At 63.9% G+C, this 25,786-nt stretch carries 22 protein-coding genes, 1 pseudogene and 1 riboswitch; of the genes and pseudogenes, 15 read left to right on the top strand and 8 right to left on the bottom strand.

Translation table 11 applies throughout. From position 1 onward, the window contains the following. Window positions 1-3: 3 nt before the first annotated feature. Entirely contained in the window at window positions 4-639 is a 636-nt protein-coding gene (locus AO057_RS15200) for a hypothetical protein (protein WP_057676743.1), read from the top strand. Window positions 640-649: 10 nt separating this feature from the next. On the opposite strand, the gene AO057_RS15195 is transcribed toward AO057_RS15200, so the two are convergent. After that, entirely contained in the window at window positions 650-1,762 is a 1,113-nt protein-coding gene (locus AO057_RS15195; protein ID WP_057676742.1) for a DNA alkylation repair protein, read from the bottom strand. After that, the gene (locus AO057_RS15190) at window positions 1,762-2,511 is read right to left on the bottom strand and encodes a DUF4395 domain-containing protein (protein ID WP_057676741.1); all 750 of its coding nucleotides are present in this window, start codon (window positions 2,509-2,511) and stop codon (window positions 1,762-1,764) included. The genes AO057_RS15195 and AO057_RS15190 overlap by 1 nt, the downstream gene beginning before the upstream one ends. 158 nt (window positions 2,512-2,669) lie before the next feature. Between AO057_RS15190 and AO057_RS18525 the strand changes: the two are divergent. After that, window positions 2,670-2,891, top strand: a pseudogene (locus AO057_RS18525) (CZB domain-containing protein); the annotation flags it as partial. Between the two features lie 213 nt (window positions 2,892-3,104). Here the strand turns inward: AO057_RS18525 and AO057_RS15180 are convergent. The 3 genes from AO057_RS15180 to AO057_RS17910 all read right to left on the bottom strand — a co-directional run bounded on the left by AO057_RS15180 (window position 3,105) and on the right by AO057_RS17910 (window position 5,403). After that, window positions 3,105-4,364 carry an Hsp70 family protein gene (locus AO057_RS15180; protein WP_057676739.1) on the bottom strand — a complete coding sequence of 420 codons (1,260 nt, stop codon included), beginning with the start codon at window positions 4,362-4,364 and terminating at the stop codon, window positions 3,105-3,107. Window positions 4,365-4,480: 116 nt separating this feature from the next. Then, on the bottom strand, window positions 4,481-5,200 hold the full coding sequence (locus AO057_RS15175) for an alpha/beta hydrolase (RefSeq protein ID WP_057677325.1): 720 nt from the start codon (window positions 5,198-5,200) through the stop codon (window positions 4,481-4,483). A 65-nt stretch (window positions 5,201-5,265) separates the two neighbouring features. After that, window positions 5,266-5,403: a lmo0937 family membrane protein gene (locus AO057_RS17910; protein WP_156404572.1), complete on the bottom strand. Its 138-nt coding sequence runs from the start codon at window positions 5,401-5,403 to the stop codon at window positions 5,266-5,268. A gap of 126 nt (window positions 5,404-5,529) precedes the next feature. Between AO057_RS17910 and AO057_RS15170 the strand changes: the two genes are divergently transcribed. The 3 genes from AO057_RS15170 (at window position 5,530) to AO057_RS18115 (ending at window position 8,372) form a co-directional block, all read left to right on the top strand. Beyond that, window positions 5,530-6,828, top strand: coding sequence for a flavin-dependent oxidoreductase (locus AO057_RS15170; protein WP_057677324.1), 1,299 nt, complete (start codon window positions 5,530-5,532; stop codon window positions 6,826-6,828). Between the two features lie 53 nt (window positions 6,829-6,881). Next, a riboswitch (cyclic di-GMP riboswitch) is annotated at window positions 6,882-6,976 on the top strand. Between the two features lie 109 nt (window positions 6,977-7,085). Beyond that, on the top strand, window positions 7,086-8,087 hold the full coding sequence (locus AO057_RS18120; protein ID WP_057676738.1) for a hypothetical protein: 1,002 nt from the start codon (window positions 7,086-7,088) through the stop codon (window positions 8,085-8,087). A 45-nt stretch (window positions 8,088-8,132) separates the two neighbouring features. Next, window positions 8,133-8,372 (top strand): hypothetical protein, encoded by a 240-nt coding sequence (locus AO057_RS18115; protein ID WP_057676737.1) that lies wholly within the window; start codon window positions 8,133-8,135, stop codon window positions 8,370-8,372. Here AO057_RS18115 and AO057_RS17600 read toward each other — a convergent pair. From AO057_RS17600 to AO057_RS17895, 3 genes are read right to left on the bottom strand one after another with little or no spacing between them, the layout of a single operon-like run. Further along, complete coding sequence (locus tag AO057_RS17600; RefSeq protein ID WP_082605583.1) at window positions 8,340-9,557, bottom strand: phosphorylase family protein; 1,218 nt, start codon at window positions 9,555-9,557, stop codon at window positions 8,340-8,342. The two genes, AO057_RS18115 and AO057_RS17600, sit on opposite strands and share 33 nt — an antisense overlap. Beyond that, window positions 9,554-10,024 carry a response regulator transcription factor gene (locus AO057_RS17595; protein WP_082605582.1) on the bottom strand — a complete coding sequence of 157 codons (471 nt, stop codon included), beginning with the start codon at window positions 10,022-10,024 and terminating at the stop codon, window positions 9,554-9,556. Before AO057_RS17595 ends, AO057_RS17600 begins: the two co-directional genes overlap by 4 nt. Next, the gene (locus AO057_RS17895; RefSeq protein WP_156404571.1) at window positions 10,021-13,236 is read right to left on the bottom strand and encodes a hypothetical protein; all 3,216 of its coding nucleotides are present in this window, start codon (window positions 13,234-13,236) and stop codon (window positions 10,021-10,023) included. Before AO057_RS17895 ends, AO057_RS17595 begins: the two co-directional genes overlap by 4 nt. Window positions 13,237-13,993: 757 nt before the next feature. On the opposite strand from AO057_RS17895, the gene AO057_RS15155 reads away from it, so the two are divergent. The 10 genes from AO057_RS15155 to AO057_RS15110 all read left to right on the top strand — a co-directional run bounded on the left by AO057_RS15155 (window position 13,994) and on the right by AO057_RS15110 (window position 25,744). Continuing rightward, window positions 13,994-14,326 (top strand): hypothetical protein, encoded by a 333-nt coding sequence (locus AO057_RS15155; protein WP_057676736.1) that lies wholly within the window; start codon window positions 13,994-13,996, stop codon window positions 14,324-14,326. Then, entirely contained in the window at window positions 14,326-14,703 is a 378-nt protein-coding gene (locus AO057_RS15150; protein WP_057676735.1) for a hypothetical protein, read from the top strand. Before AO057_RS15155 ends, AO057_RS15150 begins: the two co-directional genes overlap by 1 nt. 24 nt (window positions 14,704-14,727) lie before the next feature. Continuing rightward, window positions 14,728-15,189, top strand: coding sequence for a hypothetical protein (locus AO057_RS15145; protein WP_057676734.1), 462 nt, complete (start codon window positions 14,728-14,730; stop codon window positions 15,187-15,189). An 11-nt stretch (window positions 15,190-15,200) separates the two neighbouring features. Next, window positions 15,201-16,187 carry a hypothetical protein gene (locus tag AO057_RS15140; RefSeq protein WP_057676733.1) on the top strand — a complete coding sequence of 329 codons (987 nt, stop codon included), beginning with the start codon at window positions 15,201-15,203 and terminating at the stop codon, window positions 16,185-16,187. Window positions 16,188-16,382: 195 nt separating this feature from the next. Then, window positions 16,383-19,136, top strand: a complete 2,754-nt coding sequence (locus AO057_RS15135) for a bifunctional diguanylate cyclase/phosphodiesterase (protein WP_082605581.1) — start codon at window positions 16,383-16,385, stop codon at window positions 19,134-19,136. Between the two features lie 41 nt (window positions 19,137-19,177). Next, complete coding sequence (locus AO057_RS15130) at window positions 19,178-19,531, top strand: hypothetical protein (protein WP_057676731.1); 354 nt, start codon at window positions 19,178-19,180, stop codon at window positions 19,529-19,531. A 214-nt stretch (window positions 19,532-19,745) separates the two neighbouring features. Continuing rightward, window positions 19,746-20,873 (top strand): TolC family protein, encoded by a 1,128-nt coding sequence (locus tag AO057_RS15125; RefSeq protein WP_240480793.1) that lies wholly within the window; start codon window positions 19,746-19,748, stop codon window positions 20,871-20,873. Next, the gene (locus AO057_RS15120; protein WP_371258278.1) at window positions 20,870-21,490 is read left to right on the top strand and encodes a hypothetical protein; all 621 of its coding nucleotides are present in this window, start codon (window positions 20,870-20,872) and stop codon (window positions 21,488-21,490) included. The genes AO057_RS15125 and AO057_RS15120 overlap by 4 nt, the downstream gene beginning before the upstream one ends. Beyond that, window positions 21,487-22,611 (top strand): efflux RND transporter periplasmic adaptor subunit, encoded by a 1,125-nt coding sequence (locus AO057_RS15115; protein ID WP_057676728.1) that lies wholly within the window; start codon window positions 21,487-21,489, stop codon window positions 22,609-22,611. Before AO057_RS15120 ends, AO057_RS15115 begins: the two co-directional genes overlap by 4 nt. 10 nt (window positions 22,612-22,621) lie before the next feature. Continuing rightward, window positions 22,622-25,744, top strand: coding sequence for an efflux RND transporter permease subunit (locus tag AO057_RS15110; protein ID WP_057676727.1), 3,123 nt, complete (start codon window positions 22,622-22,624; stop codon window positions 25,742-25,744). Window positions 25,745-25,786 lie beyond the last annotated feature (42 nt).

The raw sequence follows: 25,786 nt of genomic DNA, 5'->3' as shown, positions 1-25,786 counted from the left end.
GCCATGGAGCCCGCCCGCACCCCGGCCACGCCGCCGGTTCACCCGCCCCGCCGCAGGCCAGGCCCGTGGCTGGCCCTGGTGCTGGCTGCCGGCCTGCTGCTGCCGGCCGCGGCCTGGTGCGAGGAAAAAGACTGGAGCCTCGGTTTCTACGGCGGCCAGTATTACGACTCGGAGCCCGCCGGCTTCTCGCAGGGCCGGGCCAACTACCTCCACCAGTACATCGTCGCGCTGACCGCCAGCAAGACGCTCTGGCGCGCGCAGGAATGGCCGCTCTCGCTGGAGGTGGATGGCATGGTCGGCCACCAGTTCGGCACGGCCACCCTGCAGGAATTCGCCATCGCGCCCGTGCTGCGCTGGAGCGGTTTCCCCTGGAGCGGCGTGCTGCCCACCAGCATCCGCGCCGGCCCCCTGGGTTATTCCTACACCACCATCGTCAGCCCGCTGGAGCGCAGCGCCACCGGGGAAGGCAGCCGCCACCTGAACTTCCTGATGCTGGAGCTGACCTTTTCCTCACCCAGGGCGCGCGAGCACGAGGTCTTCCTGCGCCTGCACCACCGCTGCACCATCTACGACCTGCTCAACAACTACGGCGCCAACGGTCAGGACTTCTTCGCCATCGGTTACCGGCGTTTCTACTGACGCCGACCGCTCACGCCGCTGGTTTCTTCAGATTGAAGTGGCCTTGCGCCACCGTGAGGCCGTTCACCAGCAGTTCGACCGCGTGCCGTCCCGGGTAGTGCACGCGGGTGGTGAAGTCGGCGATGGTCTGGTTCTTCTCCAGCGTCAGCTCGGCGCCGCCTGCCAGCTCCAGCGTGCGCAGCTTGAAGACCTTGCGGCTGCTCTCGCCGTTTTTCTTCACGTAGTGGATCGCGTAGTCCACCACCAGCTTCTGCGGCTGGTCTGCCGTGGACTGCAGCGTGGTCTTCAGCCGCAGCGTCTGCCCCAGGCGCAAGGCGGCCGGTCTCACTTCGAACGCACCCAGTTTCACCTTGGCGCCCAGCGTGACCGCCACGAGCTTGAGCGCACGCGGGTGGCCGGCCTTGATGAGATTGCGCAGGGCGTGCTTGGTGATCCACTTCGTCTCGGGCTGCTGCGTGGGCCAGCCCTCCAGCAGATCCAGCACCCAGTCGGGGTGGTCCTTGCTGATGTCGTTGAGGTGGTTGGCCACCGAGCGGCGCACGTAGTCGCTGGGGTCGGCCTGCAGCTTTTCCAGGATAGGCCGCGTGTGCTGCGGCTCGGCCACCAGCAGCGGCAGGCGCCGGGCCCAGGGCAGGCGCGGGCGCGTGCCCTCGCTGGCCAGGCGGCGCACGTGTTCGTTGTCGTCCTCGGCCCAGCGCAAGGCGTGCGCCAGCACGGCGTCGGGGTCCAACGCGATGTAGGGGCGGATGGCGAACTCCGCGCTGCTGTAGGGCGTGAGCTCGCGCAATGCCTCCAGCGACAGATCGAAATGCTCCAGCCCGTGCCGGCCCACGAACTCGGGCAGCACCATGTCCGCAAAGCCGCCGGGCAGCAGCGGCGCCATCTTGCGCACGATCTTCAGGGCCTTGGGGTAGTTGTCCGGCAGGTGCGCGCGCAGGCAATCCGCCGCACGGCTCATGCGCTGCATGATGGACAACTCTTCCAGCCCCTCGCGTGCCATGACCAGATAGGCGCGTTGGTCGAAAGCCGGGTGCGCCTGCGCCGCCGCGCGGCCGATCAGGGCCAGCGCCTTGGCGTTGAGCAGGTCTTTCAGCAGCGGGGCGGGTTCTTTGTCTTGCGGCATTACTTGCAGCCGTTGTGCAGCTTCCACTTTTCCTCGTGCCCGATCTTTTTGGCAAATTCGGGGACGCGGCAGCGCTCCTCTTCGGCCGCACTCCGTGGCTGTGCCGGCGCGCCATCTGCCGCAGCAGCGGCTGGCGCCGCGGGGGCTTGCGGCATCATCGACGCGGCGATCGACAGACTTACCAGAAAAACGGCCACGGCCGCGTATTGCGCGCCAGAGACAAACTGGATCGGCTGGCGGTCCTTGACTTCGCACACGCCGCCCGGGCAGAGCTGGGCCTGCTCCTTGTTGAAGAGGGTGTAGAGCTTGCAGCCGATGCAGATGCCGAAAGCTGTTTCGAAGAAAAGCAGCAGCAGGCACAGGGAGCAGGTCAGCATATTGATCGGCCCCTTGATGTTCTTGAACACCACCAGGTAGAGCATGGCTGTGGCCAGGGCCAGGCCTATGGCCCAGGCAAAACGCTTCTGTGGTGCACCCACGTATTCGGGGATCTGGTTCCTCACGGCAATGCGCCCCAGCACCAGGCTGGGCGAGTAGCGCGGATTGATCAGCACGCGGATGAAGAAGTCCGCAAAGAACCCGACCACCACCAGCTTGGTGGGTGCGAAGTCGCCGCTCAGCCAGGCGTTCATGAAGGCGATCAGCGCCAGGAAGAACAGGATGCCGGCCCCGGCCCGGGCTTCGCGCTCGTTGATGACGCGGACGGGGTAGTCAGGATGGTGCTCGCCGAATTGAAGAATGGTAGTCATGGGCAAATTATGGGGTGGCCACTTGTCTGCCGGGTAAAGGGCCATCAGCCGCCGCAAATTCCGCCGGCAGTGTGCGCTGGAACTGCTTGACAAACCGCCGCTGCTGGTGAAGATGAGGCTACATTGCCCACACCAGGTACCGGGAAAGTTGCAGCATCATGAGCATGAAGAGTGAAGTAGAAGAGGCCCTGCATGCGCATTCGGCATGGCGCAAGCGCTTCAAGGATTTCCTGAACGGCAAGGCGTCTTTTGACGTGGCCGCTGTGGGTGACAGCCACCGCTGCCAGTTCGGTGACTGGCTGGACCATGAAGGCTACCGGCTCATGCCCGAGAAGCGCCGCACCGAGGTTCAGGAGGCGCATGACGAGTTTCACCGGGTCGCGGCGGGCATCGTCGAGAAGATCCAGCAGAAAAAGTTTGCCGAAGCCAAGGAAGACCTCGCCAACGAAGGGCCCCTCAACCGGGCCAGCGCCCGGCTGACGGAAGCGCTCGTCAAGGCCAAGCTGCACGAGCCCTCTGCGGTTCCCCCCGAGAGTGCGCCGAAAAAAGACGAGACGCCCGAGTAAGGGCGCTCTGCCTGCCCAGGCGGCTTGTTAGGCGCCCCCGCTGTAGACCAGCCCCGACGCCACGCCGCCGAACAGATCCCCCTCCACCAGCGGCACGCCCGCAAACTCCGCCTGCAGCGCACGCTGGAAAGGGCGCAGGGCCGAGGAGCCGCCGGTGAGGTAGATGGCATCCAGTGCGCCATCGGCCACGCCGGCCTTGCGCACACACTCGCGCGCGCAAGCCACGGTGTTGGCCAGCAGGCTGTGCAGGTGTTCCTGCATGCCGGCCACCGTCATGGGCGCGGCCAGGCCGGCTTCGATGTCGCTGAAGTCCATGGCCGCATCGGCATCCGTCTGCGAGCAGCGGATCTTGGCCTGCTCCACCTCATGGGCGATGCGGTGGCCGTGGCGCTCCTGCAGCACACGCATCAGGCGCTGGTGCAGGCGGATGTCGGCATAGTTCGTCCACAGGGCCTGCGCCTGCGCCAGGGCGCGCGGCTGGTACAGCCAGTGGATCAGGTGCCAGGTGGACAGGTCGAAGAAGATGCGGCTGGGCACCTCGCGCCCCTCGGGGCCGATGTGCCGGTAACCCAGCAGCGGCATCACCTGCTCCAGGCTGAGCTTGTGGTCGAAGTCCGTGCCGCCGATGTGCACGCCCGTGGTGGCCAGCACGTCGTCGGCGCGATTAGCCTTTTTGATGCGGTCCGGCCCCAGCCGCACCACGGTGAAGTCCGAGGTGCCGCCGCCCAGGTCCACCACCAGTACCGTGCTCTCTTTGTCCAGTCGGCGTTCGTAGTCCAGCGCCGCGGCAATCGGCTCCAGCTGGAACGTCACATCCGTGAACCCCACCGCCTGCGCGGCCTGCAGCAAAGACTGCTGGGCCAGCGCGTCGCGCTCGGCGTCGTCGTCCACGAAGTGCACGGGTCGGCCCATCACCACGCGCAGGGGCGCCGCGCCCAGTGCCAACGTGGCGCGATCGCGCAGCGTGGCCAGGAAGGTGGCGATGATGTCCTGGAAGCTCACCTGCCGGTTGTTCACCACCGTGGTCTCCAGCAGCAGCGGGCTGCCCAGCAGGCTCTTGAGCGAGCGCATCAGCCGCCCCTCGGTGCCTTCCAGGTACAGGGCCACGGCGTCGCGGCCGAAGTGGGTGCTGAGGTCTTCGTGGTTGTAGAACACCGCCGTGGGCATGGCCGTGGCCGCGCCTTCCAGCGGGATCAGGCGCGCGGTGCCGCCGGGCGCGGCCCAGGCCATGGCGGAGTTGGAGGTGCCGAAGTCGATGCCGAGGGTGCCGGGGAGGGGACGGGTCATGAAGCGTAGGTGCCGGGTAGAGGGCTGCGGAGGACGGGCGATTTTGCCACCCCGGGAACCTGCGTTCAGACCAGCGTCAGGTCGCCAGCGACGAGCAGACCTGCGGCCTGGGCCGGCTAGCCGCCCGGGCCGGCTTCCTGCGGCCCCAGGAAGAAGCCGATCGCCCGCTCCACCACCCAGGGCTCGATGACGTGGTCGCCATCAAACGGCAGCAGCGTCAGGTCGGTGCCATCGGCCAGCAGTCGCTGCGCATGAGGCCCGGCGCTGGTCTCGAAGGGCAGCTGCGTGTCGGCGCGCCCATGCGCCAGGAACACCCGCGGCGAACCGTGGCGGGTGAAGGTGTTCATGAACCCCGCCGAGAGCCCGATCACGTGGCTCACCACATCACCATTGGTCAGCCCCACCGACAGCGCATAACTGCCGCCGTCTGAAAACCCCGCGAAAGCCAGGTGCCCCGTATCGATTGGAAAGTGCGTCGCCACCTGCTGCAAGGCGGTCTGCAGGCGCTCCAGGTCCGGCCCGTGGCCGCCGATCACGATGTCCCAGGTGGGGAACATCGACTGCGGCACCAGCAGCAGGAAGCGCCGGGCCCGCGCATGGCGCACCAGGTGGGGCAGCACCTTGTTGGCTTCGCCGCCCGCGCCGTGGAACATCACCAGCAGGGGCGCGGGCTGCCCGGCCTCCAGCCCTTCGGGCACGACCAGCACCGCCTCGCGCCCTTCGGGGAAGGGCAGGGCGTGGCGGCCCGGTGGCAGGGGCGCTGCACTCGGGGCCGCGTCGAGCCGCAGCGTCATGCGCCCGGCCAGGGCCCCGCTCATCAGGCTGGGGTCGATCATGGGCTGCATTCTAGAAGTGCAGCCCGCAGCACCGGTGCGACCTTGGCAGCCGGAACCCCTGTGGCTCAGCGGCGGATGATGCGCAGCAACACCACCACGACCGCGATCACCAGCAGCACGTGGATGAAGCCGCCCATGGTGTACGAGGACACCAGGCCCAGCAGCCACAGGACGATCAGGATGACAGCAACAGTTTCAAGCATGTGTTTTCTTTCGAAAACCCATGGTGTTCCTCGGGGGTGGGGCTGTCAAGGCGGCGGGTGGCTCGCCTGAACCGCCCGGCCATGCTTTACATTTATCTCGACGCCTGTGCATCCAAGAATTTCCCCATGATCTCCACCCAACAAGAACAAGCCCCCGTCCTCATCGCCGGCGGCGGCATCGGCGGCCTCACCCTGGCCCTTACCCTGCACCAGATCGGCGTGCCCTGCCGCGTGTACGAGGCCGTGCCCGAACTCCAGCCCCTGGGCGTGGGCATCAACCTGCAGCCCAATGCCGTGCGCGAGCTGTATGAATTGGGCATAGGCGCGGACAAGCTGGACGCCATCGGCATCCAGGCCAGGGAATGGGCCCTGGTGGGCCGCAACGGCAACGACGTGTATTCAGAGCCGCGCGGCCTGCTGGCCGGCTACAAGTGGCCGCAGTATTCGGTGCACCGCGGCCAGCTGCAGATGTTGCTGCTGGCTGAAGTGCAGCGCCGCCTGGGGCCGGGCGCCGTGCAACTGGGCCAGCGCGTCACGGGTTATCGCAACGAGGCGCAGGGCGTCACCGCCTTCATCGAGACCCGCAACGGCGAACGCCGTGAAGTGCAGGGCCGCCTGCTCATCGCCGCCGACGGCCTGCACTCCGCCGTGCGCGCGCAGATGCACCCCACGCAGCCGCCCATCCAGTGGGGCGGCGCCATCATGTGGCGCGGCACCACGCCGGGTGTGGCGCACCGAACCGGCGCCTCCTTCGTGGGCGTGGGCTCGCTCAAGCACCGTGTGGTGGTCTACCCCATCTCACCGCCGGACCCGGCCACCGGCCTGTCCACCATCAACTGGATCGCCGAGATCACCGTGGACAACCAGGGCGGCTGGACCCAGGGCGACTGGAACCGCCGCGTGAAACTGGAAGAGTTCATCCACCACTTCGAGGGCTGGAACTACGACTGGCTGGATGTGCCCGCCATGCTGCGCGGCGCCAAGGAAGTGTTCGAGTACCCCATGATCGATCGCGACCCCGTGCCCACCTGGGTGGACGGCCGCGTGGCCCTGCTGGGCGACGCCGCCCATGTGATGTACCCCGTGGGCTCGGCCGGTGCCAGCCAGGCTATCGTCGACACACGCGTGCTGGGCGCGGCCATGGTGCAGCACGGCGTGAACGCGCAGGCCCTGCAGGCCTACGACCAGAAGCTGTGCAAGGACATCTCGGCCCTGGTGCTGCGCAACCGCGGCTCCGGCCCCTTCGCCATCCTGGGCCTGGTGGACGAACGCTGCGGCGGTGTCTTCGACAACATCGACGACGTGATCCCCAAGACCGAGCGCGACGAGTTCATGGCCCGCTACAAGCAGGCGGCGGGGTTTGCGGTGGAGGCGCTGAATGGGGCGGCGCCGATTATCCCCGCCGGCGCGCGGGTGTCGGCCTGAGCCCGCCTGGGGTCATTTGGGCTGACACGAGGCACGCTGCCCCGGTAGACTGAGGGCCACCAGGGCAAGCGCATCGAAGGGTGCGCACGCAAAGCCACCGGTCTAAGGCATGAGCTAAGGCACTAGCTACGACAGCGGGGTTGCACGGAAAAGGTCTGTAAATCCATGCCCTCGTCCAGCCGTGCTGGGGGAGGGCATTTTGTTGGTGCGGGTATCTGCTGCCCCGTGGCATCGGGTCACAGGCGAAAGAGCGACACGTGAAAGACACCGAGAAAGTTCTCGACATCTGCAGGCGCATCGAGCGCGTGCTCCAGCGCGACTGGGGCGGCTCGGGCGATGGCTTGCGCCAAAAGCTCGGTTCGACCCAGTACGTGGTGCCCGCAGACCTGGATAAACGCATCCGCTACCTCCATGGCCTGCAAAAAAAGGCCTCGAAAGACGCACGCTTCAAGCTCAAGTCGTCCGAAGACTTCCTGTCCAAGGGCGAGCAGGTCATCAAGGAGCTCGCGCTCGCGCGCAACACGGCCAAGCGCCGCATGCTGCCCTGGCTGCGTGAGCTGGCTCTGCGCTACCGCATCATCTTGGCGGTAGCCGCCGTCGTGCTTGTCGCTGCGCTGGTCGGGGCGTATCTCTTCATCTTCCAGCCCGAACCTCCCCCGCCGCCGCCCGTGCCTACCCCCGCTCCCAAGCGTGTGCCCAAGCCGGCACCCAAGCCCGCAGCGGCCCCGGCCCCGGTGGCCGCGCCTGCGCCAGTCGCCAAGGCCTCGGCCCCGGTGCCCGCACCAGCCGCTTCTGCCCCCGCCACCCCCGCGTCTGCCACGGCCGTGGTCGAGCCCGCGCCCGGCCCGGCCGGCATCACGGTCCACATCGAAACACCGCCCGAAGTGGTCGTGATCATCAAGCGCGCCGAAGTCGTCCAGGGCGCCTCGGGCCGGGACGAGATCGCCGTCATCATCGACGTGCAGAACATGGGCTACCCCACCCTCAAGCGCATCACCTTCGACGCCTGGCTCTACGACACCTCGGGCGCCAAGCCACTGCCTATCATCCTTGCATCGGCGGCTGACGCGACGCCCTGGCACGCTTTCCTGCGCCAGGCCATCGCGCGGGGCCAGAGCGCCGAGGTGCGGCTCAACTACAGTGCCACGTCCAAATGGTCTTCGGACCAGGCCATCGCGCTGGTGAGCTCGGGCCGCTACCAGATCCGGCTCAAGGCCGTTTCGCTGACTGACGATTCGAACAAGTCACTGCCTATGTAGGCTGCGCCGCAGGCGCGGTGCCGGTCCCTACGCCATCGTGGCCTGGTGGACGAACGCTGCGGCGGCGTCTGCGCCTACATCGACGAGGTGATCCCCAAGGCCGAGCGCAACGAGATCATGGCCCGCTACAAGCAGGCGGCGGGGTTTGCAATGGAGGCCTTGAATGAGGTAGCGCCGACTATTGCGGCGCGCGCGGGTGGGTTAGGGGCCGACTCTTCGTTTGTGTACTCGAGGCGCTCGGGCGCGGCACGACTAGAGGTGTTTCTCGGCCCAGGCGAGCAATAAGCGTGCGGACGTGTACGAAGCGTAAGCACGCCAGCGATCATCTTTGTCTTTGTCGGCGAAGTCAGACAGCCCCTTCAACAGTAGGGGGTAAGGCCTTGGATGTTCTGAATAACGGGCACTGGCAAAGATTGCGTAGCCTTCCATATCGATTGCGCTGAGCTTCCGGTTCATAAGGGACAATTCCTTGGTGCGAAGCTCGGACGTGATGACATGGGTTCCAGTAAAAATTGGGCCAACCCTTGCCCCTAACCGCTGGCTCGGTAGTTCACCTGAATATTCCGAAGTAATCTTGGCTAGTAATTTGGCATCGCTTGCTAGACGAATAAATTGTGACTTTAGAGTAGGGTCGAGTTCGGCGGTTCGTGGCTCATTCTCGATCTGAATTTCCCCGTTGATTTCAACGACCTTCCCTCCGGAATAGTCCCAGCAGCTATCGGCAACTACAACATCTCCATAATTGCCAGATCCTTTTATGCCACCAGCTATGCCAGTCATAGCGACATATCTAGGTCTAAATCTTTGGATTGTTTTTGCGGCCAACGCAGCTGCAGCCGGCATACCCATTTCAAGGGCACTTACCGCAACTATCCGATGTCTTCCGCCGCTGTTCTGAATCGTGGTTTCAAATGTTGGATTGCAACTCGATCTAGTAATCTCGGCCCACTTATATGGAAGTTTGAGCAAGGAATCCAACTCTGGAACATGCAAAGCGCATACGACCGCCATGGAAATCCCATAGCCCTCGGGTGATGTGGGGTCGCTTTGTACTTGTGTGGCTGATGCAACGTGCGCAACAAATGAACTAAGTCGTGATGTCCAGTCGTGCTCGGGTGTGCTGCTATTTAGTAAACCAAATAGGTTATCTGAGAAAGCTTTCTCAGATAAAAGTATTGATTCAGGGTAGTCTGAAATGCCAAGGATATATTTTGGTCTTCGATATAAATCAGAGGAGAGTATTTCTTGGAGAAGATTTTTGCCCCCAAGTTTCTGAACTGCCTCGCCAGCTCTAATGGGAATTTGCAGATCAATTATCAGTGCATCGAATTTCTCGGTCGCAAGAAATCTCTTTGCTGATACCACGTCACTCACATGATTAATGCTTGTGTCAACGCCGGTTGTGGTCCTGATTACGTGCGTGATTTTCTCGGCCTTTTCAACCGTGTCCTCAACGATCAAGATATTCATTTCGTTATCTCACTAACAATTTTAGAAAGCATCAATTCGAGTTTCCCTCTCCATGCGCTTTCGGATGGGCTGTAGTAGACGAAACCGCGATAAAGGTGCCCAAATTTTCCGGCTAATTGCTTGTCTAGCTCATTCAAACTCATAGCAGCCGATCCTTCGCCTAGTATCTCGAAGCCAGAGACGACAACAATGTTTGTGGAAATGCTCTTTCGATCTAGTTGCTCAATGATCTCTCGACCTGCGAACGGTCGTGTGCGTCCTCCAGGTTCTTGGAATCCGCGATCAAAAGTTGGAAGAGTCATGTCAAGAATGACTATATCTACCGATTTTGTGAGTAGTGCGCGCAATCCAGACTGATACGATTTTGCAAACGAGACGCTCAAATTCGGCGAATGGCTGTTGACCGCATCCCGAACTTGCTCGAGTTTGTTTTCGTCATCTTCAATGATTAGCAGGTTTAACGTCATGAAAATGGCCTTCCATCAACGGCACCGAAACTTACTCGAAACAAGTTCTTCTTAGGATATGCTGCCGAAAATTGGAGAGTTGATCCGAAGTCGATTCTTATGATCTTAGCTAGCTTCAGTAGCCCTGTGCCGCCCTCGCGCTTGGCTCTTTCGTGTGCGGTTTCTGACTCAATGTCTCTCAGAATTGCGTCAACTTGAGATTTTTTTTCGCGACTTAGATCTTGGTCGACTGGGTTTTCGAGAACTACTTCAAGCGCCTTGGCTGTAATTTTGCATTGAAGCTCGCATTGAAGCTCGCTCGCTGCAACCTCTTTTCCGTATTTACCCACGTTGTCCAGAAGCAAATAAAAAATGTCAACCATTCCTGGCAGTGTTCTGCCGTTTAGGGTTCGTGCATCACCATCCACTCGGACGTCTATTCGTAGTGTTCTTCCTGGATTACAACGCTCGAACATGGTGCGTGCGATATCAATCGCTGTGTCGATCCGATAGGGATCAGCATCGCCGGCACCATGTCGGGTAAACCACGCTGCAATGCTGGCCAATTCAGTTTGCATCAGCGGCCGAACTCGGGTAATGGCCGCTTGGTACTGCATTCGGTCGTGTGCAGGTGGAAGCGTACCGGATGCATCGCTAAGCTTGTCTAGAAGCGATGAGAAGGAATTTCTGATCGCCCCAGTTAAGCTGGAGCGGACCGTTGCTAGGTTCCGTTCAGTGCGTTGCCAGAGCACATCCATGACGAGATCACAGAACGCATCGAAAGACTCGACATCTTGAGATTTCGATTCGATGGTCAATAACTCCTGGTTTGTGAATTTATAGTCAAACCAACCTTCAGTTGGACGTGATTCCGTGTTGATCTGTATGTATTTGTCCCGAAGTTCTTTGATGAGTGAGTCAACACCATCCGTAAATGATTCAATTTCCCGCGACAGTATCTCAAGCGCCGACGCGTCTTCGTTACCTCCAAACAGCGTGGCCCACTTTATGGGTGTTGAAAAGGATCCATCGGCCGACCGCCGTCCGAGCAGACTTTCTCTCTCGAAAACACTTCGCAACTGCCCGGCTAGTGTTCCATGACGAATCCCAACACTAAGATATACATCTAAGCCGTGCTCGCTGCTGGAGACAAACCGATCTCGAATCGCCAAGAATAGTTCATTGAAGGCTGCTAGACGCTCATTTCTTGGCAAACTCACTAGAAGTTTCATCCCTCGCTTCTCGAGTTGACTTCCGATCTGAAGAAGCAAATCCGTGACCTCCAGACCTTTTGTAATTGGTAAGCTTTGATATCGCTCAAACAGGTCTTTCACACTATTTCTCAGATTGTTTCTGAGGCCGGCAATATCAACGTAAATCTTGCTTTTCTCAACTTGTCGAACGCCCCGTTGGATCAGCTGTGCACGAGTGATGCGCGCAATTTCTTCGCTGTAATTGACGCTCCGAATTGGGTCTAGCTTGGTTAAGTTTTGACAGACCGCGATGCGTTCGTCCTCAACATCCTGAGAGCTCTCATATTCGATATGTGAATCAAGAGTGGTCGGAACGGCCAAGTGGCGCAGCAAGTGAACCAGCAGTAGTTCGCCTATCTTGCTCTCGGGAGGCGTGAGGTGGCTGGGCCGCCGATGGCCGGTTCTATGCAAATAGTCTTCAAGAAGAGATGTGCGCTCTCCATCAGTGACGGAATCAACTCGCCCACTGACGATGTCGCACAGTACGGGAACGGCAATCGAATGTTCGAGAGGACGTCCTGCGCGGAAATTGTCTCGCGCAAAATTCCAAAGGCCATCGACATCAATGCGCGTCATGAACCCCGGGTTCTCTGTGAGGTCCAGAACAATCTGCTCAAATGCAGCCACTGGTTGGCCAGTAGTTAGTAGGGCGCGTACGAGACCCTCGATCGCATCTTCTCTGTCTAGGGGAATTGGGCTTCCTAGCAACTTTACTAAGTGCGGGGCGGCTTCACTTGCGCGATTGCATTTCAGAAGCGCAATCGCCTCATATTTTGCAAGCCGTTTCTCTGGCACTTGTTCCTGAAATTCTCTCAGTGCATCTGGCTTGCCGGACTCGACAGCGTGCAGCAACTTATAAGTCAATCCGCCTTCGCCGATTTTTCGACTGGTTATCCATTTTGGCGTCAGCGGGTTTGATGCGAACAACCGTGGACTTACAGAGCTTCCGTTGAATTGTCCAAATAATGAGTAGCGCCCTCTTCGGTCCTCGGAGATCTGTCGAAATTCTCGCGATAGGCATCCAAAAAGATCTGCCGCCCAGTTGGACTGTGGGAACAAAAGGAGAAGTTTCAGTAAGGCTGAATGCGACTCCAGGCAGTCAGGTCCCTTTGCCAGAGCTGTACACAAAACACTCTCTATACGTTCGATATCTAGCGCCACGCCACTGGTCTTGGCCGCAGGTGCGCCAATACTGCGAATCAATGCCTTCGCCCGAATTTCACTTGCTGCGATTCGATTGGAGGAATCATGTTGTGCAGCTGGGATGATCAGAACCTCGTCGTATTTGCCTTGTGTATAGGAGTCGAGGATCGAGAGAAACAGGTCGCATTGTGGGGTAGGCTCGGCATCAGAAAGTGATCTGAATCGTAAGATCGACTCTAGACGTGAGTCGTTCACACTTTGGGAGAGATGAACTGCAACATTTTGCGCACACGCCCTTAAGTTTGCATGCCGCGAATCAGCGAAGATGAGTTGGATGATTCGAACGATAGTTAGGTATCTATCTATCAGTGCCGCACAACCTTCGAAAACCAATATTGACTTGATTTTTAGAAAGCTTAATTTGCTAAAAAATGCGAGGCGAAAAAGGAAGTAAGGTGTGGCCGTATACTCGCCATCTTCCGATTCATCGAAAGCCTTGAGGACTGTGTCGAAGTAGCGGTCAGCAGTTACTGTCGACTCGGTTCTGTAGCTCGTGTAGTACGCGATTGTCCGGGTGGCCGAAGAAATTGAATCATCTTCGGTAATAGATTTTGTGTAGTCTTTTTGATCTTTCACTCCCCCCTGAAGTTCGAGGTTGGCAATTCGAGCTTCAAGAAGCCACAAGGATGTTCCGAGACGCATCTCGATTTCGTCTAGAACCTGCCCGGCATCTTTGTGCTTTCCAAGGAGCGTTAGGTCCGCAAATTTTTTTTCCAATTCAAGAAAATCTTGAATCTTCGATTTAAAGCAGCGGACGGATGCGGTGATCCACCACAAGCACTGTTCCACACTTCGTTCATAAACCTCACTCCATTCGAGCAGTTCACGAGGCGACGATGGAAATGCTGGCCCAAACGCGATGGAGCTTAGCTTTGTATCGGTCGAACAGAACCAAGCAAGACGCGAGTAATCGCTATGCGCAACAGAGTCCAGTGTTCGTTGGAACTCCAAAAGTGGGTTTCGAGCGGCTAGTACTCGACTTTTTATTTTTTGAAGATTCGGATTTGAAATCATTCCCCCCCCTGAGCTGTCGCTAATCCTAGGACCGCATGATCATATGTCACAGGTGTATGCATTTGAAGTGGAGCGCTGATCGCTGGCTGCTCGGTATGCAAGAACGCCGAATCACTAGTCAATTGCCGCTGATGGCTGACCGTCGATGTCTTCCGGCGATGTATGAGCGGCGCTACTATGAACTGGTGTGCATACATCATCAAACTAAATGTCTGTATGTCCCAAAGCAATTTGACCCAAGGTTGACCCGCGACTGACACTCCGCCTCGTAAGACGCGCCCATTCCCCGGGCGCGTCGCTGAACAGGCTTGGCACACCGTCCGCCGGGTGCTGGACGCGAACCGCCACAGGCGGTGGCTACCTCGCACCAATCACCAAGCGACCCAGGATACGCCGGGACATTTGTCACCCACTAACGCATCCCGCGTTCATGGGATTTACTTTGGCCGGCACTTGCCAACAATACGACGGTGATGGGCCCGGGATCTGACCGGGAGTCCTTTTTCAAGGAGGAACCGTCATGAAGCTGATCCTGGGTCTCGGCTTGCTGCTCGCCGCTGCGAGTGCTTTTGCGCAAGTGCCACCCGCGCCTCCCCGTGCTGCGGAACGAAGTTTGGGGGGCTATGCGGACCAGGCGCCGCGGGGCTTCGAGAAGGAGCCCAAGCAGGTGCCGTATGGCATCAAGGCGCCGCCCATGGCCGCCCCGCCCATGGTCCCGCCCGGGGCGGCGCAGCCCAGCAATGCCGAGATTGCCGACCTGCTGCGCAAACAGACGGCGGCCATCAAGGCGCTGAATGGCCAGCTGGGCGAGCTGGAAGGGCGCATCGGCAAGCTGGAACGGGGAGCACGCTGATGGCCAGCACCACTGATGCGGCCATGGCTGCGCTGGACGTGGCGCAAAAGAACCTGGACAAGACACTGGCGCAGGCCCCTTCTCCGTCCCTGAGCTGGGTCCAGCCCTGGTCGCCGGACCTGGTGCAGTTCCTCGCCATCGGGGTCCTGCTGTTTTCCTTTGCGGCCCTGATCCTTGCCACCGCGCTGCTGTGGCGCACCGGCGCGCCGGCCCACCATGTGCTGCGGGTGTTCGGTGTCATCACCATCCTGGGCTTTTCGGCGCTGCTGCTGGTCATCGGCTACAGCAACGAGCAGCTCACGCCCATCGTCGGGCTGTTCGGCGCCATTGCCGGTTACCTGCTGGGCAAGGACCCGAAGACCAAAGAAGACGAGTGAACGATCCACACAGAGGAGAGAACCATGGCCGAGCTAGACAGATCCAGGCAGGCGGATGTCAGCGCCTTCATGTTCATGCGTGTCAACGGGCAGTCCATACGGCCCTTTGTTTCGGCCGGCGACCAGCCGGGCATGGGCCTGCAGAAGATGATCGACCTGACCTACTTCAACAGCGCCGGGAGCCAGGACATGCTCAAGGCGGTGGCGGCGCAGATCGCCCACATGCTGATGGTCTACATCAACACCTACTACACGCAGCAGCGCGAGTCGGGCTTCGAGAACAAGACGGTCCCCGAGGTCGTCCGCACCTTCACGGCGGTGCTGGTGGACCCGGGCAAGACGGTGCACGATCTCGCGGCGACGGTGGACAAGGTCTTCCGCTACAAGAACGAGGGCAGCGCCGCCGTGCCGGTGGTGGCCATGGCCGCCGAGCAGCCGCTGCCGGCTGCGGTGAAGAAGCGGCTCGAGCGTATCGGGATCGCATGAGGAGCGCCGCCATGAAACTGATGCTTGCGCTTGTCGCTCTCTTTTCCATCCTCAGTCTCCCGGCCCGTGGGGCGGACGGCCTGGCCGGCGAAGACAAGGGCTTCGTGATCACGCCCAAGTATTTCGAACCCAGTGCCGGCAGCACGGGCGGGGGCATGGGCTTTTCCTACAAGATCCGGAAGAACATCACGACCACGGACCTGGCCAAAGACGCCTACCGGGTGGGTGACCTGGACTTCAAGGCCGAAGGCAACGTGGCTTTCAACCGGAACATCAACCCCAGTGATTTCCTGAAGACGGGCCTGGAGCTCAACTACGTCTACCAGCGCTCCAGTGCGGTCACGCAGGGTGGCCCGGGCTCGAAGTGCGACCCGACCAACCCGGACACGGTGCAGGCCTGCGAAGAGGAGGCGCAGCGTTCCAGGGCGGGTGATGCGCTGGCCCTCATCGCCGGCCTGGTGACTTCGCTGGAGTCCGACCAGAAGTTCGAGAAGCGCAACGAGACTTTCGGCGCGCACCTCACCACCCTCTATCGCCCGGCCCCGGCTTCCTTTGCCAACCAGGCCAACCCGCTCGACTGGCCCTTCCGCCTGCTGCGCGGGCTGAGCGGCCACCCCATGGGTTTTTCCCCCTCGGCCGATGCCTTTCCCAAAGTGCGGCTGGCGCTGGAGCGCGTCAAACCCGGCAAGGACAAGGACCGCGCCGCGATCCTGGGTGAAACGCCGGATTACAACCGCGCCAACGTCGAGCTCGACATGACCAGCCCGGTGGGTGTGTTGCAGGGCAGGCAGGTGAAGTTCGAATGGAGCTGGCGCTACTTCAAGGAACTGGGCCCGCCCGATGCGATCCAGGCCGCCGGGCTGGACCAGTACCGCTATTCCGCCGCGGCCCTGAGCCTGGACTCGGGCTGGAAGCTCACCTATGCAACAGGCAAGCTGCCGCTGGGCCGCGAGGGTGACGCGGTGTGGGAGCTGGGCTACAAGATCAAGCTGGATTGAGTGCGCGCCCATTCCCCGGGTGCGTCGCTGAACAAGCGAGGCAGACATGACCGAGGCGCTGCAGAAACACCGGGCGCTGCTCGCCTGAGGCGAAACCCGTCAATTGGAGACGTTCGCGGGGAGACAGTGAAAACGGGTGTTGCCTGATATATTGATTGCCACCGCGCTGGGTATGCGGGGCAAAGAACCAATTCTGTGCGCACGCCATCGATCCAAACCCTGCTTTTGCTGCTGGTGCTGGCGGTGTCCGTTCCGTTTGTGACGGTGGTCGGGCTGAGCATCTACTACGACCGGCAGCAGACGATCGACAGCACCAAGACCTCGCTGCGCACGCTCGCGCAGACCATGGTCAGCAACACGGGCGGCAAGATCTCCGATGCGCGCGTGATGCTGGAGCGCCTGGCCAGCCGCCCGCTGGTGCAAAGGGTGGACCCCCGCAACTGCGACTCGGCGCTGCAAGGCGTGCACCAGCTGAGCCCGGGCTACACCAATATCTCCTATGCCAACCGCGACGGGCTGATGGTGTGCGCGGCGGTGCCGCCCCGCGACGGCCGGCAGATCCGCTTTGCCCAGACGGACTGGTTCCAGGCCGTGCTGAGGGACCCGCGCTTTTCCGCCAGCCTGCCCTACCGTGGGCCGATCACCGGCAAGTGGGTGGTGGTGCTGAGCGCGCCGATCTGGAACCAGCGGCAGGAGCTGGTGGGTTCCGTGCAGCTGCCGCTGAACCTGTCCACCTTTGACCCGCATATTCCCGTTGATTACCTGCCGCCCGGCAGCCGCTACGGTTTTGTCAGCGCCGACGGCACCCTGGTCTGGCGCAACAGTGACCCCGAGGCGATGGTGGGCCGGCAGCCTGGTTCCGAGGCCACGCGCCTGATGGTCCAGGTGCGCGACGGCGAATTCGTGGCGGACTCCAGCGACGGTGTGCGGCGGTATTTCACGGTGCTGACCATGCCGCAGACCGGCTGGATCGCCTACGTGGGGGTGCCGGAGGAGGGGGTGTATGCCGCCGCCGACCAACGCGCCATGGGCGCACTGATGATCGCGTTCATCGTGCTGGGGCTGTTGGCCATGCTGGCCCTGGACATCGCGCGGCTCATGGCCGAGCCGGTGGCTGCACTGGTCAAGGCGGCGCAGGCCGTTGAAAAGGGAGACCTCGAAGTGCGGGCGGCGGTGAGCGGCCCGCGCGAGATCGCCGCGGTGGCGCAAGGCTTCAACACCATGGTCGAGGCGCAGCAGCGCCACGTGGAGATGCTCAAGGGCAATGTGGAAGAGCTGCGCATTGCCGCCACGGCCTTCGAGGCGCAGGACGGCATGATGGTGACCGATGCCAACTACCGCATCCTGCGGGCCAACCGGGCCATGACGGAGATCACGGGTTACACGACCGAAGAGCTGATTGGCCAGACGCCCAAGATGCTGAGGGCGGACGGGAAAGAGCCGCCCGGTTTCTACGAGGAGCGCTGGCAGACCGTCATGCGCGAGGGCAAGTGGCAGGGCGAGGTGCTGGGCCGGCGCAAGAACGGCGAGACCTATCCCCGCTGGCTGACCATCACCGCCGTGCACGGGGACGACGGCGCCATCACCCACCTGGTGACCAGCGAGTCGGACATCACCGAGCGCAAGGCGGCGGAAGAGGAGATCACCCGCCTGGCCTTTTTCGACCCGCTGACGATGCTGCCCAACCGGCGCCTGCTGATGGACCGCCTGCAGCATGCGCAGGCTTCCAGCGTGCGCAGCCAGCGCCATGGCGCGTTGATGTTCATCGACCTGGACCACTTCAAGACCCTGAACGACACGCTGGGGCACGACAAGGGCGACCAGCTCCTGCAGCAGGTGGCGCAAAGGCTGGTGAGCTGTGTGCGCGAGGGTGACACCGTGGCGCGCCTGGGCGGCGACGAGTTCGTGGTGATGCTCGAAGGCCTGAGCGAAAGTTCCGAGGAAGCGGCCACGCAGGCCGAACACGTGGGCGAGAAGATCCTGGCTGCGCTGCGGCTGCCCTATGTACTCGACGGGCACGAGAACCGCAGCACGCCCAGCATCGGCGTGGCCCTGTTCATCGGGCACCAGACGTCCATCGAGGAGCTGCTCAAGCAGGCCGACCTGGCCATGTACCAGTCCAAGGCGCACGGCCGCAACACCCTGCATTTCTTCGACCCGAAGATGCAGGCCCTGGTGGCCGAGCACGCGGCGCAGGAGGAGCGCCTGCGCGAGGCGGTGCGCGCGCAGCAGTTCGTGCTGTATTACCAGCCGCAGGTCGTGGGACGCGATCAGGTGGTGGGCGTGGAGGCGCTGGTGCGCTGGCTGCATCCGCAGCGCGGCATCGTGTCGCCGGGTGAATTCATCGCCCTGGCCGAAGAGACCGGCCTGATCCTGCCGCTGGGCCTGTGGGTGCTGGAGACGGCTTGTTCGCAGCTGGCGCGCTGGGCCGGGCGGCCCGAGACCGCGCAGCTTGTGATGTCGGTGAACCTGTCGGCCAGCCAGCTGCGCCAGGCCGACTTCGTGGAGCAGGTGCTGGCCATCCTGCACCGCACGGGGGCCGACCCGAAACGGCTCAAGCTGGAACTCACCGAGAGCCTGCTGGTGAGCGATGTGGAGACCACCATCGCCAAGATGAGCGCGCTGAAGGCGCAGGGCGTGGGTTTCTCGCTGGACGACTTCGGCACGGGTTATTCATCGCTCGCCTATCTGAAGCGCCTGCCGCTGGACCAGCTGAAGATCGACCAGGGTTTCGTGCGCGACATCCTGGTGGACCCCAACGATGCGGCCATTGCCCGCATGGTGGTGGTGCTGGCCGACAGCCTGGGCCTGGCCGTCATTGCCGAAGGGGTGGAGACCGAGGCGCAGCGCGAGTGCCTGGCCCAGCTGGGCTGCCACGCCTACCAGGGCTATCTCTTCAGCCGCCCGCTGCCGCTGGCCGAGATCGAGGATTTCCTGCGCAAAGCCTGAGGCGCGGCGGGGAAAAGGCGGGCTGCTAAGATGGCAACGCTATGCGACGCTTCATCGCCTTCCTGCTGATCTGTCTGAGTTTGTGGCAAACCGCCCTGGCGGCCGGCCTGACCCAGGCCGTGCTGGCGCAGGACGGTGATCTGGCCCACCTGGCCCTGCACTGGCAGGCGGAAGGCCACCACCACGATGACGACGGCAACATCCATGCCGACGATTCGCACGATTCCATCCAGCACGTGATGGCCGATTGCAGCATGCACCATCTGGGCCTGATCGCCGTGCCCGCAGTGACTGCGCTGGAGCCGGCCCCGCAGCAGGTGGCGCAGGCGGCTTCTCATCTGCCGCCGCCGCCCTATCTCGACGGCTTGCGCCGTCCCCCCCGACTCCTGAGCTGATCTTTTTCCGGGTGCGCGCCCCCTGCGGGTGCGGCCCCGGCCTGGGTCCTGGTGTTGTCCTGTTCTGCGGGGCAGCGCCGGGGTCTTGCAGATCACATCGGGGGTTTCCGTGTTTCATTCCATACGACAGTGTGTTCTCGTCTGCGGCTTGCTTGCGGCTGTGCCCGCGGCCTGGGCGCAAGCGTCTGCGGCAGCGGACGAGACACGCATTTCATTGAAGGCCGCCACCGAGGCGGCTTGGTTGCGCTCGGTGCAGGCGCGCGAAGCCGGCGCGCAGCAGCGCGGCGCCGAGGCTGCGCGCAGCGCCGCCGGCAGTCTGTGGGCGCGATCGCCGGCGGTCGAGCTGGGCCACCGCGGCGACGTGGGCCGCGAGGCCAGCGGCCGGCGCGAATCCGAGGCGGGCCTGTCCTGGCCGCTGTGGTTACCGGGCCAGCAGACGGCGCGCCAGAACGCGGCCGACGCGCAGGGACAACTGGCGCAGGCTCAGGCGCGTGTGCTCAGGCTGCGCCTGGCCGGCGAACTGCGAGAGCAGGCCTGGGGTCTGCAACTGCTCCAGGCCGGGCTGCAGCAGGCCGAGGCTGAAGCGAAGACCCTGCAAGAGCTGGAGACCGATGTGGAGCGCCGTGTGCGTGTGGGCGATCTGGCGCGCGCCGACGCCATGATCGCGCGTGCCGAACTGCTGGCCGCCAGTGCGCAGCGCACCGAGGCCCAGCAGCGGCTGGCCGAGGGCCGTGCGCGCTGGCAGGTGCTGACGGGCCAGGCGCTGGACCCGGCGCCCGCCGAACCACCGGCCCCCGAGACGGCGACGCTGGACGAAACGCATCCGGAACTGGCGCTGGCCGTGCACCGCCTGGCCTGGAGCCGCAGCCAGCTGGAGCTGGTGCAGCACTCGCGGCGCGAGGCGCCCGAGGTGGCGGTGAGTTATCGCCAGGAGCAGGGCGGGGGCGCCAGCACGCAGGACAGCGTGGGCGTGAAGCTGCGCCTGCCCTTCGGCACGCAGGACCGCAATTTGCCGCTGGAGGCGGCGGCACGGGGCGAGCTGGAGGTGGCTGAAACCAGCGAACAGCGTCTGCGCGAGCAGCTGGGCGCCAGCCTGGCGGCGGCACGCCTGGCGCTGCGCAGCGCGCAGGAGCGGCTGGAGGCCGAAGGCGAGCGCGCCGCGCTGCTGCAGGAGCGTGCGGGTCTCTTGCGCCGCGCCTTTGCGGCCGGCGAGTTGGCCCTGCCCGAACTGCTGCGCGCGCTCAGCGCCGCCAGCCAGGCCCAAGCCGCCTGGGCCCGACAGCAAGCCGCGCTGGGACTGGCGCGCGCCCGTTATCAACAAGCATTGGGATGGTTGCCATGAAAGCCTTTTTCTTTTTAAACCAGGCCGGGCGGATGCGCCGGGTGCTGGTGGCCGGCGCTGCGACGCTGGCCCTGGCCGCATTGCCTGCGCTGGCGGGCCCCGGCGCCCACGGCCCGGGGGGGGAACATCTGGACGCCCCTGCGACGGCGGCGGCGGCGGGGGGCGCCCCGCGCGTGGAAGCCAGTTCCGAAACCTTCGAGCTGGTCGGCCACTTGTACGCAAGCGAGCTGTCGCTGCTGATCGACCGTTACGAAAGCAACGAGCCGCTGCTCGAAGCGCAGGTGGAAGTGGAATCCGGCGGCCTCAAGGCCGTCGCGAAGTTCCATGCCGACCATGGTGACTACGCCGTGGACGATGAGCGCCTGCTGGCGCTGCTGCGCCAGCCGGGTGAGCACGCGCTGGTGTTCACCGTCGTCAAGGGGCAGGAGAGCGATCTGCTGGACGGCACGCTGGTGCATGCCGCCGGCAGCGCTGCCGGTCTCGACGACCACGGCACGGGCGTTTCGCTGGCCTGGTGGGGCCTGGCCCTGCTGCTGCTGCTGGCGAGCCTGGCAGCTGGATGGTGGTGGCGCCGTCGGCGTGCCGCCTTGTTGCCGAATCTGGGAGGACACGCATGAAGACCACTGATTTCCTCTTGGCCGCGGTCTTGGTGGCCGCGCTGGGCACGGCCCAGGCCGGCCCCGGTGCGCATGGCCCGAATGGTGAACACCTGGATGCGCCCTCGGGCGCGAGCGGCGGCGGCCTGGCGCGCCTGCCCGATGGCAGCGTCAATATTCCGAAGCTGGCACAGCGGCGCATGGCCATCCGCACGGTGCTGGCCAGCCCCAGCGAAGCGGCGGCCACGCTGCAACTGCCGGCGCGGGTGGTGATGGACCCCAACAGCAGCGGGCGTGTGCAGGCCGCCTACGGCGGGCGCATCGAGCCCGGGCCGCGCGGCCTGCCGGTGGCGGGGCAGGCGGTGAAACGCGGCGAGGTGCTGGCCTATGTGCGTTACCAGGCCGAGCCCTATGCCGTGGCCAACCAGCAGAGCCAGCTGAGTGAACTGCGGACCCAACGCCAGATCGCCGAGCAGCGCGTGCAGCGGCTGGAGAGCCTGGAGGGAACGGTGCCGCGCAAGGAGATCGACGCGGCGCGCGCTGAGCTGGCCGGCCTGCGCGAGCGCGAGGCCGGCGTGGGCGCCAGCCTGGGCCAGCGCGAGGCGCTGACGGCACCCGTGTCGGGTGTGATCGCCAGCGTGGCGCTGGTGACCGGGCAGGTGGTGCAGGCGCGTGATGTGCTGTTCGAGGTGGTGGACCCGGCGCGCATGCTGGTGGAGGCCAGCACGCCCGACGCCACGCTGGGCACGCGCATCACCGGCGCGCAGCTGGCCGAGGTGCCGGGCACACGCCTGAAACTGCAAGGGGCGGCGCGCGCCCTGCGCGACGGCCTGCTGCCGCTGACCTTCACGGTGCAGGCCGGCAAGCCGGGCGCGGCCTTGCCGCTGGCCATCGGTCAGCCGGTGCGGGTGATCGTGCAGTTGAAGGAGCGCGTGCAGGGCATCGTGCTGCCGGCGCAGGCCGTGGTGCGCAACCCGGCCAACGAACCCATCGTCTGGATCAAGACCAGCGCGGAGCGCTACCTCCCGCAGCCGGTGCAGTACCAGGCGCTGGACGCGTTGACCGTGGTGGTGACCCAGGGCCTGGGCGCCGACAACCGCGTGGTGGTGCAGGGTGCGCCGCTGATTGCACAGATCAGGTAAGGGGCGAACCATGTTCAACTGGATGGTTCGTTCCAGCCTGCACAACCGGCTGATCGTGCTGGCCCTGGCGGCGCTGCTGATGGCCTACGGGGCCATGACCGCCTGGCGCACGCCGGTGGACGTGTTCCCCGATCTCAACAAACCCGTGGTGACGGTGCTGACCGAGGCCGGCGGCATGGCGCCGCAGGAGGTGGAGCAGCTCGTCACCTTCCCGATCGAGATCGCGCTCAACGGCATGCCGGGTGTGACGCGCGTGCGCTCCACTTCGGGCGTGGGCCTGTCCATCGCCTACGCCGAGTTCGACTGGGACACCGACATCTACCGCAACCGCCAGCTGGTGGCCGAGCGCCTGGCGCTGGTGCGCGAGCGCCTGCCCGCGGGCGTGACGCCGGTGATGGGGCCGGTCTCGTCCATCATGGGCGAGATCATGCTGGTGGCCTTGCCGCTGAAGACCGGTGCCGAGGGGCAGGCGCCCATGCAGGCGCGCGAGTACGCGGACTTCGTGCTGCGCCCGCGGCTGCTGTCCATCCCCGGTGTGTCGCAGGTCATCCCCATCGGCGGTGAGGTGCGCCAGCTGCGCGTGGAACCCGACACCGCGCGCATGGCGCAGTTCGGCGTGACGCTGACGCAGGTGGAGCAGGCGCTGCGCGGTTTTGCGTCCAACGCGGGCGGTGGTTTCATCGACCTCAACAGCCGGGAGTACCTGATCCGCCACGTAGGCCGCACCCACCGGGTGGAAGACCTGGCCGGTGTGGCCGTGGCCTGGAAAAACGGCCGCCCCATCCAGTTGCAGCAGGTGGCGACGGTGCGTTTTTCCGCGGCGCTCAAGCGCGGCGATGCGGGCTACAACGGCGCCCCGGCCGTGGTGGTGAGCGTGCAGAAACAGCCCAGCGCCGACACCGTCAAGCTCACCGCCGCCGTCGAGGCCGCGCTGGCTGAACTCAGGCAGGGCCTGCCGGCGGGCCTGAGCGAGCCGCGTGTGCTGTTCCGCCAGGCGGACTTCATCAAGGCGTCCATCGGCAACGTGAGCGAGGCGCTGCGTGACGGCGCCATCATGGTGGCCATCGTGCTGTTTGCCTTCCTGCTGTCGGCGCGTACCACGCTGATCTCGCTGGTGGCGATTCCGCTCTCGCTGGCGGTGACGGCGCTGGTGTTCCAGTGGCTGGGGCAGTCGATCAACGTGATGACGCTGGGTGGCCTGGCGATTGCCATCGGTGAACTGGTGGATGACGCGGTGGTGGATGTGGAGAACATCGTGCGGCGCCTCAAGCAGAACCGCACCGCCGAACATCCGCAAAGCGTGTTCCAGGTGGTGCTCCGCGCCAGCGTGGAAGTGCGCTCGGGCATCGTCTACGCGACCATCATCGTGGTACTGGTGTTCGTGCCGCTGTTCGCGCTGCCGGGCATCGAAGGGCGGCTGTTCACGCCGCTGGGCATCGCCTACATCGTGTCCATCCTGGCCTCGATGCTGGTGTCGATGACGGTCACGCCGGTGCTGAGTTATTACCTGTTGCCGCGCATGAAACGGCTGGACCATGGCGACTCGCCCCTGGTCATCTGGCTCAAGCGCCAGGACACGCGGCTGCTGCACTGGTCCTTCAGCCATGCGCGCGCGCTGATTGCCGGCGCCTTGGTGGCGGTGTTGCTGGCGGCGGCCTCCGTACCCTTCTTCGCGCGTGCCTTCCTGCCGCCCTTCAACGAGGGTTCGCTGGTGCTGTCGCTGTTGCTCAACCCCGGGACCTCGCTGGCCGAGGCCAACCGCGTGGGCGCGGTGGCCGAGACGCTGATTGCCGCGGTGCCGGAAGTGACGCAGGTGGGACGACGCACCGGCCGCGCCGAACTGGACGAACACGCCGAGGGTGTGCATTCGGCCGAGATCGACGTGGACCTGAAGCGCAGCGAGCGCGACCGCGAGGCCGTGATGGCCGACATCCGCCAGCGCCTGGCCGTGCTGCCCGCGCAGGTGGCCATCGGCCAGCCCATTTCGCACCGGCTGGACCACCTGCTGTCAGGCGTGCGGGCGCAGATCGCCATCAAGATCTATGGCGACGACACCGACACGCTGCGCGGCCTGGCCGAGCAGCTGCGTGCCGGCCTCTCGAACGCCCACGGCCTGGTGGACCTGACGGTGGAGAAGCAGGTGCTGATTCCGCAGATCACCGTGCGGCTGGACCAGGCGCGCGCTGCGCAGGCCGGGCTGGCGCCGGGTGAGGCCATCGCCGCGCTGCAGGCGCTGACCGACGGCGCGCACGCAGCGCAGATCGTGGACGGCGCGCGTCGTTATGACCTGGTGCTGCGCCTGCCCGATGCCCAGCGCAGCCCGCAGGACCTGGCGCGCACGCTGATCGACACGCCGGCCGGGCGCCTGCCGGTGAGCAGCATCGCGACGGTGGAGGAGGGCGATGGCCCCAACCAGATCGGGCGCGAGAACGGGCGCCGCCGCATCATCGTCTACGCCAACACCGACGGCACCGACATGGCGCATGTGATCGAGGACATCCGCGGTGTGATCGCGCAGCTGCCCCTGCCCAGTGGCACCTTCATCAGCCTGGAGGGGCAATTCCAGGCGCAGGAAGCGGCCACGCGGCTGATCCTGGGGCTGTCGCTGGTCTCGCTGGCCATGATGTTCCTGGTGCTGTACTCGCGCTACCGCTCGGCGGTGCTGGCGGGCATCGTGATGGCCAACATCCCGCTGGCGCTGATCGGCTCGGTGATCGCCATGTGGATCGCGGGCGTGAGCCTGTCGGTGGCATCGATGGTGGGCTTCATCACGCTGGCGGGCATTGCCACACGCAACGGCATCCTGAAGATCAGCCACTACATCAACCTGTGCCAGTTCGAGGGCGAGACCTTCGGCCAGGCCATGATCGTGCGCGGTTCGCTGGAGAGGCTCACGCCGGTGCTCATGACGGCGCTGGTGGCAGCCTTCGCGCTGACGCCGCTGCTGCTGGCGGCCGATGCGCCGGGCAAGGAAATATTGCACCCGGTGGCGGTGGTGATCTTCGGCGGGCTGGTCAGCTCCACGCTGCTGGACACGCTGCTCACGCCCGTGCTGTTCTGGCTGCTGGGCGAGAAGCCGCTGCAGCGCCTGCTGGCGGGGGATGTCGAAGGCGAAGGCAAGCAAGCCTATTGAAGGATGGCGTTCATGGGGCTGTTGGCGCCGCCCCTCACGAAG

This window comes from Curvibacter sp. PAE-UM (genome assembly GCF_001432305.1).
GTDB lineage: Bacteria > Pseudomonadota > Gammaproteobacteria > Burkholderiales > Burkholderiaceae_C > Hylemonella.
Note: the sequence above shows the minus strand (reverse complement) of the source record. Positions and strands in the feature narration are given on the sequence as shown.

Coding starts and splice junctions, on each gene's coding strand:
- AO057_RS15120 (WP_371258278.1), top strand. CDS start 20,870: ATGAAAGCCTTTTTCTTTTTAAACCAGGCCGGGCGGATGCGCCGGGTG.
- AO057_RS17600 (WP_082605583.1), bottom strand. CDS start 9,557: ATGAATATCTTGATCGTTGAGGACACGGTTGAAAAGGCCGAGAAAATC.
- AO057_RS17595 (WP_082605582.1), bottom strand. CDS start 10,024: ATGACGTTAAACCTGCTAATCATTGAAGATGACGAAAACAAACTCGAG.
- AO057_RS15180 (WP_057676739.1), bottom strand. CDS start 4,364: ATGACCCGTCCCCTCCCCGGCACCCTCGGCATCGACTTCGGCACCTCC.
- AO057_RS15150 (WP_057676735.1), top strand. CDS start 14,326: ATGGCCAGCACCACTGATGCGGCCATGGCTGCGCTGGACGTGGCGCAA.
- AO057_RS15175 (WP_057677325.1), bottom strand. CDS start 5,200: ATGATCGACCCCAGCCTGATGAGCGGGGCCCTGGCCGGGCGCATGACG.
- AO057_RS15200 (WP_057676743.1), top strand. CDS start 4: ATGGAGCCCGCCCGCACCCCGGCCACGCCGCCGGTTCACCCGCCCCGC.
- AO057_RS15130 (WP_057676731.1), top strand. CDS start 19,178: ATGCGACGCTTCATCGCCTTCCTGCTGATCTGTCTGAGTTTGTGGCAA.
- AO057_RS15155 (WP_057676736.1), top strand. CDS start 13,994: ATGAAGCTGATCCTGGGTCTCGGCTTGCTGCTCGCCGCTGCGAGTGCT.
- AO057_RS15195 (WP_057676742.1), bottom strand. CDS start 1,762: ATGCCGCAAGACAAAGAACCCGCCCCGCTGCTGAAAGACCTGCTCAAC.
- AO057_RS15170 (WP_057677324.1), top strand. CDS start 5,530: ATGATCTCCACCCAACAAGAACAAGCCCCCGTCCTCATCGCCGGCGGC.
- AO057_RS15190 (WP_057676741.1), bottom strand. CDS start 2,511: ATGACTACCATTCTTCAATTCGGCGAGCACCATCCTGACTACCCCGTC.
- AO057_RS15115 (WP_057676728.1), top strand. CDS start 21,487: ATGAAGACCACTGATTTCCTCTTGGCCGCGGTCTTGGTGGCCGCGCTG.
- AO057_RS15140 (WP_057676733.1), top strand. CDS start 15,201: ATGAAACTGATGCTTGCGCTTGTCGCTCTCTTTTCCATCCTCAGTCTC.
- AO057_RS15110 (WP_057676727.1), top strand. CDS start 22,622: ATGTTCAACTGGATGGTTCGTTCCAGCCTGCACAACCGGCTGATCGTG.
- AO057_RS17910 (WP_156404572.1), bottom strand. CDS start 5,403: ATGCTTGAAACTGTTGCTGTCATCCTGATCGTCCTGTGGCTGCTGGGC.
- AO057_RS15145 (WP_057676734.1), top strand. CDS start 14,728: ATGGCCGAGCTAGACAGATCCAGGCAGGCGGATGTCAGCGCCTTCATG.